The organism is Flavobacterium sp. KBS0721 (assembly GCF_002007065.3).
Classification (GTDB): Bacteria; Bacteroidota; Bacteroidia; order Flavobacteriales; family Flavobacteriaceae; genus Flavobacterium; species Flavobacterium piscis.
The window spans coordinates 1,592,509-1,604,532 of sequence record NZ_CP042170.1 but is presented as its reverse complement, the minus strand read 5'-3'; the positions used below and the strand labels follow the sequence as shown (position 1 = coordinate 1,604,532).

9 protein-coding genes, 1 tRNA gene and 1 riboswitch are annotated in these 12,024 nt (G+C 33.6%); of the genes, 4 read left to right on the top strand and 6 right to left on the bottom strand.

Annotation, left to right across the window (positions count from 1 at the left end; genetic code table 11):
• The first annotated feature begins 8 nt into the window (after positions 1 to 8).
• Positions 9 to 84, top strand: a tRNA-Phe gene (locus tag B0M43_RS07145).
• Between the two features lie 454 nt (positions 85 to 538).
• Here the strand turns inward: B0M43_RS07145 and B0M43_RS07140 are convergent.
• Complete coding sequence (locus B0M43_RS07140) at positions 539 to 1,858, bottom strand: DUF5074 domain-containing protein (protein WP_078006346.1); 1,320 nt, start codon at positions 1,856 to 1,858, stop codon at positions 539 to 541.
• A gap of 318 nt (positions 1,859 to 2,176) precedes the next feature.
• A riboswitch (cobalamin riboswitch) is annotated at positions 2,177 to 2,369 on the bottom strand.
• A gap of 241 nt (positions 2,370 to 2,610) precedes the next feature.
• On the opposite strand from B0M43_RS07140, the gene B0M43_RS07135 reads away from it, so the two are divergent.
• From B0M43_RS07135 to B0M43_RS07125, 3 genes are all read left to right on the top strand, one after another.
• Complete coding sequence (locus tag B0M43_RS07135) at positions 2,611 to 4,107, top strand: MFS transporter (protein WP_078006347.1); 1,497 nt, start codon at positions 2,611 to 2,613, stop codon at positions 4,105 to 4,107.
• Between the two features lie 11 nt (positions 4,108 to 4,118).
• Positions 4,119 to 4,346, top strand: a complete 228-nt coding sequence (locus tag B0M43_RS07130) for a DUF6814 family protein (RefSeq protein ID WP_078006348.1) — start codon at positions 4,119 to 4,121, stop codon at positions 4,344 to 4,346.
• Positions 4,347 to 4,438: 92 nt separating this feature from the next.
• The gene (locus tag B0M43_RS07125) at positions 4,439 to 4,858 is read left to right on the top strand and encodes a DUF4259 domain-containing protein (protein WP_078006349.1); all 420 of its coding nucleotides are present in this window, start codon (positions 4,439 to 4,441) and stop codon (positions 4,856 to 4,858) included.
• A 150-nt stretch (positions 4,859 to 5,008) separates the two neighbouring features.
• Here B0M43_RS07125 and B0M43_RS07120 read toward each other — a convergent pair whose 3' ends face one another.
• The 5 genes from B0M43_RS07120 to B0M43_RS07100 all read right to left on the bottom strand — a co-directional run bounded on the left by B0M43_RS07120 (position 5,009) and on the right by B0M43_RS07100 (position 11,863).
• A complete protein-coding gene (locus B0M43_RS07120; protein WP_078005729.1) occupies positions 5,009 to 5,842 on the bottom strand; it encodes an IS3 family transposase in 834 nt (277 codons plus the stop codon).
• The gene (locus B0M43_RS07115) at positions 5,842 to 6,375 is read right to left on the bottom strand and encodes a helix-turn-helix domain-containing protein (protein ID WP_078005728.1); all 534 of its coding nucleotides are present in this window, start codon (positions 6,373 to 6,375) and stop codon (positions 5,842 to 5,844) included. The genes B0M43_RS07120 and B0M43_RS07115 overlap by 1 nt, the downstream gene beginning before the upstream one ends.
• Positions 6,376 to 6,453: 78 nt before the next feature.
• Complete coding sequence (locus B0M43_RS07110) at positions 6,454 to 7,200, bottom strand: SusE domain-containing protein (protein ID WP_078006350.1); 747 nt, start codon at positions 7,198 to 7,200, stop codon at positions 6,454 to 6,456.
• A 10-nt stretch (positions 7,201 to 7,210) separates the two neighbouring features.
• The gene (locus tag B0M43_RS07105; protein ID WP_078006351.1) at positions 7,211 to 8,776 is read right to left on the bottom strand and encodes a RagB/SusD family nutrient uptake outer membrane protein; all 1,566 of its coding nucleotides are present in this window, start codon (positions 8,774 to 8,776) and stop codon (positions 7,211 to 7,213) included.
• Between the two features lie 15 nt (positions 8,777 to 8,791).
• Complete coding sequence (locus B0M43_RS07100; RefSeq protein WP_078006352.1) at positions 8,792 to 11,863, bottom strand: SusC/RagA family TonB-linked outer membrane protein; 3,072 nt, start codon at positions 11,861 to 11,863, stop codon at positions 8,792 to 8,794.
• Between the last annotated feature and the right edge of the window lie 161 nt (positions 11,864 to 12,024).

Genomic DNA, 12,024 nt, shown 5'->3' with positions numbered 1-12,024 from the left:
CACAAGACGGTACCTTAGCTCAGATGGTAGAGCAATGGACTGAAAATCCATGTGTCCCTGGTTCGATCCCTGGAGGTACCACCAAAACCCGAATAGCAATATTCGGGTTTTTTGTTTTTAACACTTTCCTGACTTTACCGCTATTTTTTTTTACCGCAAAGGTCACTAAGTTTTTTTTACCTAACGTTATGTTGAGAAAACACAAAGTTCGCAAAGCTTTACGATAAAAAACTTTGCGAACTTTGTGTTTTTTTTTTAGTTTTTGACTGCGATAAAAAGCCTATTGAATTTTACCAATATTGTGTCCCAACGGTTAAAACCGTTGGCTATGTTTATATTGTACTAAAAAAATTCTAGCATTAATTTCTACTCTTACATGCTGTTGCATTTCAAATATAGCCCGTGGTTTCAACCACGGGACACGTGATAATACACAAAAAAGGTTCGCAAAGCTTTATAATAAAACTTTGCGAACCCTTGCGTAAATCTAGCGTTCCTTGCGGTTAAATTCTTTCGCAATTAAATCACCTGCAAAAAATTATTGATGAAATACAGAAACTGCAGGGAAATAATATCCTGAATAATTTACCGAAGCTGTTTTAACTCCTGAATCAGCATTAAATAAATAAAGATTATTGATGGAGAAATTAACGCCAAAACCTTCATTTAATGTATTTAATACCAAAATATGTTTCTTTCGATCATAACCAATTCCTGCACCATATAAGATATTTGAATTTGTTAATGTAATAAAAGGCGCAGTCAATGACTCTGGAGTTCCAGTGTATTTGTAAACTTCTTTACCACCGCTAAAACTTCCGTTTTTAGCAATAAAAACATCATTTTTAGCCGCTGTAATAGATCCCGGATGCCATGCTCCCCAGCTTCCGTAAGCCTGAAAACCTAATGGAATTTCTTTTACTTCAAGAGTATTTGAATCTATACTTATCAGATTTTTACCTCCTGCTGCCCATACTTTTTTATCATCGGTAACTGCAAATCCTAATACCATACCCGGAATCGTTTTTTCGATCGCCAATGTCGAAGCATTAATAACAATCACGCCTTTTGAAGCAGACAATGCAAAAACATAACCGTTAGACTTCACGATATCTCCTACCTGACCAGTAATACCATCAATTTGTCCGCTCACTTCCATGGTATTAAGATTAAGCTTAAATATTCCTTTACTTGAAGTCAAAAGAGCCTGATTTTCATCAATACCTACTAGTGCACGCCAGTCGTTTCCACCTTTAGCCGCAATTCTTTTTTCTTCTTTAAGCGAATAAGCATCTGCCACTACAACTGGTCCGCCAACTTTAGCAACTAAAAATAGTTTTTTATTAATGATCGTTCCAAATTCTAATGTAGACGTTGCCGGTTTTAAATCCTTATCCGGATTTACTTTTACAAAAACACTGTCTTCTACTGCTTTTGTATCATATCTGTAAAACCCTACCGTTCCTGTTCCGTGACCAAACCATCCTTCGTTGATCATAAAGAAACCATTTTCATATGCTCCCCATGCATGAATATCATAAGTAAGAGCTACGTTTCCGCCATCATTTTTGGCTATCATTGTAATTTTAAAATCTCCTCTTGTTTCCGGTTTAAAGATATAGGTAGAATCAGATCCTACTACTTTTCCGTCTATAGCCCATTCAAAAGAAACATTTTTTCTATCTGCTAATTTTGAGCTCAATTGCAGTGCTTTTCCAATGGTCAAAGTATCTTTTAGCTGCTGTTCGTCTTTTATTACAGGCGGCGCTGTAAAATCATCATCATTATTACACGAAACTGTCAGCAGCATCAAAGAGGCGATTGCAATTAATGGTTTGGAAAAAAATTGGTTTTTCATTATTAAATATTTAAAAAATTATATTACTTAAATCTTTAAATCGAAATACAATTTACCCTTTCAAAAGTTATATAAACAAACTTTTGCAAAAGCAAATATCTTGTAAAACGATACGTTTTAATGATTTTTTTAATGAAGAAAAAGAATGAATCGAATAGAAAAACATCTCGAAGGAAATTGTTTTTACGATATCATATTTGCTGAAAAAAAATCTCATAAACTCTATTTTTGGCTTACGAGAATAGAATAACGAAACCATACATGATCACAGAAAGTGAAATGTATTGTTCTTAATTCAAGCTTCAATCCCCGAAAGCTATTTATTACTATAAAAATGGCAGGTCTTCTGACTTGCTCCCTACACCCAGCCTTCCCTTTCAAAATGAAAAGTGACGTATTAAAGGGTTTCAGTTAATGAGCTTACAGCTGCGGGACAGTTTTGGATTTACACCAAATTCCCTTTTAATGTCAATATTGTATCAATATGACAACCATTTTCTGTTCTAAAATTTGAACTGCAAAACTAGTGTTTTCTTTCGTAACAAAGCAAGAGTTCTTTATTTTAAAGGCCTTGAGCATTGCAGCAAACTATAACTTATTCGATTTATAAAGCTTTGATTTATCGAATAAATGTTAAATCAACAAATAAACACTATTTGTTAAAAAAGTATCAAATAAATAAAAAATTATCTTTTATATTCGTTAAAAAATATTTAATAGTTTTAATTATTACCAAGTATACAAATTAGTTTATGAGTAAAACTTCTACAAAAGGCATCTGGAAAGTAATTTCAGCCTCATCAATGGGTACTATGATCGAATGGTATGATTTCTATATTTTTGGGAGTTTGGCCGTCGTAATTTCAACTAAATTTTTCCCTAGTGATAATCCCACCGCGGCTTTTTTGTCGACATTAGCCACTTTTGCTGCCGGATTTGTTGTCAGACCATTTGGAGCTTTATTTTTTGGGAGACTGGGAGATATTATTGGCCGAAAATATACTTTTATGGCCACTTTATTATTAATGGGAGGTTCTACTTTTTTAATAGGATGTATCCCGAGTTATGAAACGATTGGTTTCATGGCGCCTTTATTAGTATTGATTTTGCGTTTATTGCAAGGATTAGCGCTTGGTGGAGAATACGGAGGTGCAGCGACTTACGTAGCCGAACATGCTCCAGTCGGACAAAAAGGATACTGGACTTCCTGGATTCAAACTACCGCGACAGTTGGTTTATTCATTTCGTTGATGGTTATTCTGGCAACCAAAAATGTGCTTTCTCCTGAAGATTTTGATTCCTGGGGATGGCGTGTTCCGTTTTGGGTTTCGATTGTTATGGTAGGCGTTTCTTATTTAATTCGTAAAAACATGGACGAATCTCCGGTTTTTGCCAAAGCTAAAAAAGAAGGTACAACCAGTACAAACCCTCTAAAAGAAAGTTTCGGGAACAGATACAACCTGAAATTTGTATTACTTGCTTTATTTGGAGCCACAATGGGACAAGGTGTTGTTTGGTACACGGGACAGTTTTATGCCATGAGTTTTATGAAAACCGTAATGAATATCGATTCTTCGCAGGTAGATGGATTATTAGGTATTGCACTATTATTAGGTACTCCGTTTTTTATTTTCTTTGGATGGCTGAGCGACAAAATAGGACGAAAATATATTATGATGGGCGGTATGCTTCTTGCCATTTTATTCTACAGACCTATTTACAAAATGATGTACAATACCACAGATGTAAGCTACAAAACTGAACTTACTCAGGCCACAAAAGAAACAATAGAGGTCAATAAAAATAATGATTCTATTTATACTACACACAAAGAATATAGCGACGGAACTTCTTTTTTACAGAAAAAGACGCATTTTTCAGGCAAAAAAGATGATCAGATTACTACTTCGATTACTATCAATTCAAGCGATGAGTGGACTTTAATTTTCTTAGTTTTCATTCAGGTTTTATTTGTTACCATGGTATACGGACCTATTGCGGCATTTTTGGTCGAAATGTTTCCAACAAAGATCAGATATACTTCAATGTCTCTGCCTTATCATGTTGGTAATGGTATTTTTGGAGGTTTACTTCCTGCTATTTCAACCTATTTTGTAACGCATTCTAAAGCAGCCGGAAAAGCGGAATTTTACCTCGACGGACTTTGGTATCCTATTATTATAGCTTCAGTCTGTTTTGTAATTGGAATGATTTATATCGATAATAAAAACAAAACCAATCACCTTTAATATTATAAACTATGAATGCGATCAAACAAATTTTAGGTGTTTTATGGATTATTCTTGCAGCTGCAGCGGCTTACTTTTGTGTATTTGAATTTGGCTTACCCAAACTCCTGTCAGACCAGCAAGATGATTTAGTTTTTGGAATCATTATCCTTTTTATTCTTACTCCTCTTATTGTTTTAGGATTAGGAACATTTGGTTATTTTGCCGTGATTGGAGAATATAACGATAAGAAGAAATAATTACGTGGTAAAGTTTTTGAAATCAAAATTCAATATATTTACAAGTAAGATATCACAAAAAACTTTGCAATAATATTTTAAAAATTAAAAAAATGGGAGCTTGGGATTACGGAATATTTGATGACGACACAGCTTATGACTTCTTTGACGAAATAAGAGAGGATGCTAGAACTTTTTTTAACTCTTCATTTGAAAAAGCAATAAATTCAGATTATTTAGATTACGAAGATTGCCATGCAGTTACAGTTTCTGCTGCGTACATTGATAATTTTTTAAATGGAACAAAATTTAGAAATGACAACGAAGATGAGGAAGACGAAACTAATGTAAATCTTTTTAATTCCCTAAATAAGGAACTTATTTTAAACGATTTAAAAACATCTGCAGTACGTGCCTTAGAAAAAGTCATAAGTGATAATTCTGAATTAAATGAGTTATGGTCTGATAATGAAGAATTATACCCGAAATGGAAACAAAACATTGAAGATCTAATTAAACGTCTTAAGAATTAAAAACATAAATTTAACAACCAGAAAAGGGCTGTCTATTATATAGAGCAGCCCTTTTGCATTACTAACCAAACCAAAATCTTTACTTAGCAAGTATATCTTAAAAAGGGCCATCTCAATAGACTGCACCCAAAAGTTTAGACAAATTAATAATTAAGTTTTATAATAATGAGCTCGATATTGTATCGGGCTCATTCCTTTTAGATTAAGTTTAATTCTGTCATTATTATAATAATTTATATACTCAACAATCTCTTGTTTCAATTGATTAATGGAAGTGTATTTTTTAAGATAAAACAACTCTGATTTTAATATTCCAAAGAAGTTTTCAATTATCGCATTATCAAGACAATTACCTTTTCTGGACATACTTTGTTTAATTCCTTTTTTCTTTAATAAATGGTGGTATTGTTTCATTTGATACTGCCAGCCTTGGTCAGAATGCAGAGTCAGATTAGTATTATCGGGTATTTTTTTAAATGCTTTTTCAAGCATATTTAAAACTTGATTAAACACTGGTCTTTGTGATAATTCATAGCTAATTATCTCTCCATTAAACAGATCAATTATCGGCGATAAGTACAATTTATTGCCAGAAACATTAAATTCAGTCACATCGGTTGCCCATTTCTGGTTAGGTCTATCAGCTTTAAAATTGCGCTGTAGTAGATTAGGAGCTATCTTTCCCTGCTCTCCTTTATACGATCTGTACTTCTTGATTCTGATTAAACTTTTTAATCCTAAAAATTTCATCAATCGAAGCACTGTTTTGTGATTAATTAAAATCCCCTCTTTTTTGATTAATAGAGTAATACGTCTATATCCTAATCTACCTTTATGATAATTGTAAATCTGTTTAATTAAATCTTTTATCTCTTGATATTTATCGATTGCCTGACCTTTCTTTTCATAATAATAATACGTACTTCTAACCATGTTCATACAATTTAGTAAAAGATCTAAATCATACTTATGCCTTAATTCCATTATGGTTTGAGCTTTTTGTTTTGATTGGCTTGCTCGGCTTGAACTAAGGCGTTGAACTTTTTTAGAATTTCATTCTCAGCGCGCAGGTACTCTAACTCCTTTAAGAGTTCCTCTTCCCTGGTTAGAGGTTTGTCTGTTTTTCGTTGCTTTCTCTTAAAATTCATAACTGCTGGTCTACCACGTGATTTAAGTTCTAAACCTGCCAAATCATCTTTTGCATATTTTCTTTGCCAGCTTATTATGGTTGACTGCGCTGGAATTTTGAAAATCAAGCAGGCTTCATCCAAAGATAAAGACTTATTTTCAATGGTTTGTATCACTTTTAATTTAAAGTCTGCAGTATAAACTTTATTTTTTTGCCTTGGAAAAAGACCTTCAATTCCAAATTCATTATAGCGGCTAATCCAGCACGTAAGGTTGCTTTCAGCTATCTTGTTTGCTCTAGCTGTGCCTTTAACCGAATTATGTCTTTTCAAAACTTCTTCTACACAACGAAGTTTAAATTCACAATTGTACTTGACTTTTCTTTCCATAAAAATGCCCCCAAATAGTGTCTAACTTTTTGGGGGCAGTTCAAAAAGAGATAGCCCTTTTTTAATTATCAGAAAAAATTAGTTTTTTGTAATCGTGTATTTTTTTCCAATAAAATCAACAACGATTGTATAATCTCCTGCAACAGCAACTGGAATATTAGCTCCTCCGGCTTCTAATGATAAATTATTACCATCGTCACCAAAGTTAGTATCCCATTTATCGTCAAGTCTGAATTTGTACTCCCCAACTACCAGTGGTCCTGTATAGGAGTATGTTTTAGTTGCTAAATCATACTCTAGATTAGTATCCGGATCATTCCATCCATTAGGCGTTGCAGAACCAATCATTCCCCAATTGTCCCAGGCAGAATAAGAAGTAACAGCTATTTTGATCACATTTGAATACTGAACAATACCTCTTGCCCCAACATATGACTTAATACGAATATCAGCATCTTGAGATTCAAAAGCCGTTAATCCGGCATTAAGCGCTGCTGCATTAAGTTCTCCACTTGTTACCGCTACCTTATTTGTTGTTGTTACAGAAACTACAACTACATCTTTAAAGTCTGTTCCTGATTTTGCCATTTGAAGTTCATAACTTATAGCCATTGGAGCACCTCCATATTGCGCAGCATCCCATGTAAAGGTCGCAACTACTTCATTAGGTGTTAGTTTATCAAGAACAAAAACTGATCCTTCAGCAGGAATTGCCAGTACAGCTGCCTTTGATGGCGTTACAACGGTAAGATCATCATCTGAATCACAAGCTGTAGCTGATATAAATAACAGTGCAAATACACTTAGTTTTAATATATTTTTCATATTTCTCGTATTAAGATGAATAGCCTGGATTTTGAGTTAACTGTGAATTCGCTTGTAATGCACTTGTAGGGATTGGGTACAAGTTGTAAGTTTCAGGAATTGCAACTCCATCTTTTACTCCACCTTTCCAAGGCCATAAGTAAGATCCTCCAGTGAATTTTCCAAATCGAATTAAATCTTGTCTTCTGTGTCCTTCAAGGTTCAATTCTCTACCTCTTTCTTTCAAAATGAAATCAAGGTTTAATTCTCCTGCATTTATTTCTCCTGCATGTGATCTTGTTCTCACTTTATTCACATATTCTAAAGCTAATCCTGCAGAACCTCCATTTGCTCCTCTTACAACACACTCAGCATACATTAAGTAAGCATCCGATAATCTGAACAAAGGAAAGTCCGTATTCGCAAAACTTGTTGCATTTGTAGTTCCTACAAAGTTTTTGTTTGTAAATTTTACACTAGGATAACCGTCTGTCCATTTTTTATAATCATTCATCTCGTATGAATGTCCTGTAGTAAAGAATAATTTTGCTCTGTCATCTTTAGAATCAACAAGATCTCCATTATTAAACAATCCATACCAGGCTTTTGTAGCTCTGTGACCACTCCAGCCATCAGTTGCACCATAAGTATTAGGATTCATTGTTTCTGTACTTAAATTTCCATTGATGATGTAAGTTGTGTTACCATAACCCTGACTTACAACTGCATCTGCAATTAAAGTATAGATAATTTCCGGCGAAGTATTGTTGTCTCCTGAAAACACACTTGCAAAACTTGGAGCAAGAGTATAACCGCCTTCGTCGATTACTTTTTTAGAATACAATAAAGCATCATCATATCTTTGAGTTCCTGTATACACTTCTGCATTTAGGTATAATTTTGCCAAAAGCATTCTTACTACATTTTTATCTGCTTTACCGTAAGATTTTGTTGCTGTAATAGTACCTTCAACTTCTTTCAATTCAGACTCTATAAAAGCAAAAAGTTCTTTTCTTGTTGATTCCTTTTTTGGAGTAGAAGTATTAATATCATCTTCAGTCGTAATAGCTCCTTTACCAAAACAATCTGTAATGTAATAATAAGATAATGCTCTTAAAAAACGCAATTCAGCAATGTGGTTTTCTCTGTCCGGAATATTCGCTTTAGATGTTTTTAAAATTTTAATTAAATTACTTGACTGAGAAATAGTATAATAAGCCCTGTCGAATAAGTATCTAAAGAATTTATTATTCCCATTCCACCCAGTTGTTGTGGTTAACTGATCTAAACCATCATCTCCCCAACGGTTTTTCATACCATCTGCAGAGAAATCCTGTAAGTTGATAATACTTCTTAAAAAAGCAGCTTCTCCATTATCTTTTGTAGTAATATCTGAAGAATCTGGGCCATCAGGACCTGAAAGAGCAAAAGTTCCGTAAATTTTAGAAACTAAACCGTCTACAGCATTTGGATCCTGCTCTAAAAGCTTATCCAATGTCAATTCTACTTTTGGTTCTGTATTTAAGTCATCTACACAAGCAGTGAATAAGAATAGAACAAAAGCAGCTCCTATAATCTTAAATTTAAATTGATTCATCTTTATATTTTTTTATTAAAAGTCTAAATTCAGACCAAAACTGAAAGTTCTTGATCTTGGATAGAAATTATTATCAATTGCATTGAAATTCTCCGGATCAACCCCTGTATAATCGGTTACAATAAATACATTATTAGCTGAAGCATACAATCTTAAAACAGCACCTTTAATTGCTTTATCAAAATTATATCCAAGAGTGATATTCTGACAACGTAAAAAGCTTGCATCTTCTAAGTAATAATCAGAAAATGGAACGTTTCCGTTAATCGTTTGAAAATCAAATTCAGTATTCAAAACATTCGTTAAACTAGTTGAATTTGCAGGCAATGCCTTATCAATAAATCCAGACTGAAGTTTTCTTGCATTGTACACTTTTCCTCCTATCTGACCATTGAAAGTCGTTGATAAATCAAACTGTTTGTACGAAGCTGTTAATCCTAAACCATAGGTCCAGTTTGGTCTTAAAGCAACATAATATCTATCGCTATCATTGATAACACCATCTCCGTTTTTATCAACAAAAGCATTTTCTACCGGTCTGTTGTTTGAATCATAAACTTGTTGAAATACCCAAGCCGAATAAGGTTGCTGACCAACTGTATTGTAAGCAATCTTTTGTCCTGTTCCTACCGGAATACCTGATGCGTTATCTACGTTTGTAGTTCTGTTATTCAAATCTGTAATTTCACCAATGTTATAAGCAATATTTCCGTTTAAAGATAAATTGAAATCATCACTATTGATCACTTTTACATTTAAGTTTCCTTCGATACCTTTATTTTTCATGCTTCCTACATTAGCAACAAACTCATTTGTCAAAGCTTGTCCAGGAGCCGCTGAAACTACAGAAAGTAAATCTTTTGTATATTTTTGATACGCATCGATACTACCTGTAACAATACTTTTTTCAAAAAGATCAAAATCAATACCTACGTTATAAGTCGTTGTTTTTTCCCATGTTAAATTCTCGTTATAAGGTTTAGCAGAATAACCATTTACTCCCGGGATATAAGTACTTGAGGTACTAGTTGGCGCAAATAGCGCACTGTAAGGGTAAGAACCTGCGACACCAGTTATATCTTGTTGTCCTGTAATACCGTAACCTAATCTTAATTTTAAGTCTTTAAAAGTCTTAGAATCTTTTAAGAATGATTCATCTTTCATTCTCCATGCCACACCCGCCGCAGGGAAATAACCCCATCTTTTATCCTCTTTAAACAAAGACGATCCATCTGCTCTTAAAGTAAACGTAAATAAATATTTGTCTACTAAGTCGAAATTAGCCCTTCCGAAAAACGATTGTAAGTTTCTTTCGTTATAATATCTGTTATTAGCATTATTTGCCGGGTTTGGAGTTAACTCTCTTAAACCATTTACGGTACTATATCTGTAATTTTCCTTAGTTCCGTCAGTTTTAAAGTTTTGATAAGAATAACCCGCCTGAGCATCAACTCTGGTTACAAATCCTGTCAAACTTTTGTTATATACAAAATAAGCATCTAATGTTTTATTCGTAACAGTTTGGTCTTCAGCAAAATTTAAACCTGGATTAAACACATACGTTGGAGGAGTTGTCGCTGCAGAATTATCTATCTTATATGTCTGAAGAGCATTATCTGTATATGACTCTCTAATTTTTGATTTAGATGCTTCGATACCACCATTCACAACAGCTCTTAAAGATTCCAAAAATGGCATTTTATAATCTAATTCAATGTTTCCTAATAATTTCTGAACTTCCTCAGGACGAGATCTCTGATTCAAAATTGCTAATGGATTTTGTGATCCATTGATAGAATTATTAGTATTAAGCAACTGATAATATCCGCCAAATATATTATTTGGTGAATTAGGATCAGCATATGCCGGTTTAGTAGGATCCATTCCTAAAGCACTACCAATAACAGCATCAGCATCTATAGCATTCTTTTTAACAGAAATACCTTTAGCATTAACATCAATTTTTAAATGATTGTCTAATAAAACCGGTGAAAGTTTAATAGATCCTGTATATCTTTCAAGATCATTTGTTCTTACAACACCTTCATTTTTAGCATAACCAACAGAAGCTCTAAACGGAATTTTACCAAATAAGTTTGCTCTTGCACTAAAGTTATTGTCACTAGAAAAAGAAGTTCTGTAAATTAAATCCTGCCAGTCTGTATTATATAACTTTCTTCCTTCGATTTGAGGAGTTGCCGGATTATCAAGCGCACCACTACCATCAGGCACACCTAATAAATTGGTGTAATCAGGATGATACTTTTGCATAAAAGAGGTAAATTGAGTTCCAGTCATCATATCAACAGGATTATTTACCTTACCAATAGTTATATTAGATGAGAAAGTAAATTTTGGAGCACCACTAACACCTTTTTTAGTAGTAACAATGATTACACCGTTAGAGGCTCTTGAACCATAAATAGCTGTAGCCGATGCATCTTTTAAAATCGTAAACGAATCGATATCGTTAGGATTTATCAATGTTAACGGATTAGAGATTCCCGCCGGATTGGTATTATCAATTGGCACACCATCAATAATAATCAACGGATTATTGTTACCTGATAATGAACTTCCACCTCTAATTCTAATATTTGGATTTGCATCTGGCATACCACCATCTGTAGTAATTCTAACACCAGAAGCTCTACCTACAAGCAGCTGATCTGCAGAACCAACCGGTCCTTTGTTAAGCTGATTGGCAGATAAAACCGTTACTGCACCTGTAGCATCTTTTTTCTTAACAGTACCGTAACCTACTTGTACCACAACTTCTTTAAGCTGATTGGTATCTTCTTCTAAAGAAATCGATATAGTTTTTTGACCATTAAAAACTACAGTTGACGTTTTGTATCCAATAAATGAAACCAAAATTTTGTCTCCATTTTTTAAATTAGACAACTGAAATTTACCGTCAAAATCTGTTGATGATCCGCCTGGAGCACCCTGTACATTTACATTTACTCCCGGGATTGGTTGCCCCGTTGCCACATCGGCAACTGTTCCTGTTAAGGTACTTTGAGCTAGCACACTAAACGGTAACAGTAGGAATAAAAATAACAACTTTTTGTAAATTGTTTTCATACTTTTTGTTTAAATTAGTTTGAGTTTTTGATTGTTAGTTAAGTTTTTAATTTTACTTCGAATTTCAAAATTATGAATTTATTAACATGCTCGACCAGAGACCATTTTAATTGAGTTACGAAAACGTGGTAGTGTTGAAAACTTTCTATTTTTTGTAATCT

Coding starts and splice junctions, on each gene's coding strand:
- B0M43_RS07130 (WP_078006348.1), top strand. CDS start 4,119: ATGAATGCGATCAAACAAATTTTAGGTGTTTTATGGATTATTCTTGCA.
- B0M43_RS07135 (WP_078006347.1), top strand. CDS start 2,611: ATGAGTAAAACTTCTACAAAAGGCATCTGGAAAGTAATTTCAGCCTCA.
- B0M43_RS07110 (WP_078006350.1), bottom strand. CDS start 7,200: ATGAAAAATATATTAAAACTAAGTGTATTTGCACTGTTATTTATATCA.
- B0M43_RS07140 (WP_078006346.1), bottom strand. CDS start 1,858: ATGAAAAACCAATTTTTTTCCAAACCATTAATTGCAATCGCCTCTTTG.
- B0M43_RS07100 (WP_078006352.1), bottom strand. CDS start 11,863: ATGAAAACAATTTACAAAAAGTTGTTATTTTTATTCCTACTGTTACCG.
- B0M43_RS07115 (WP_078005728.1), bottom strand. CDS start 6,375: ATGGAAAGAAAAGTCAAGTACAATTGTGAATTTAAACTTCGTTGTGTA.
- B0M43_RS07125 (WP_078006349.1), top strand. CDS start 4,439: ATGGGAGCTTGGGATTACGGAATATTTGATGACGACACAGCTTATGAC.
- B0M43_RS07120 (WP_078005729.1), bottom strand. CDS start 5,842: ATGGAATTAAGGCATAAGTATGATTTAGATCTTTTACTAAATTGTATG.
- B0M43_RS07105 (WP_078006351.1), bottom strand. CDS start 8,776: ATGAATCAATTTAAATTTAAGATTATAGGAGCTGCTTTTGTTCTATTC.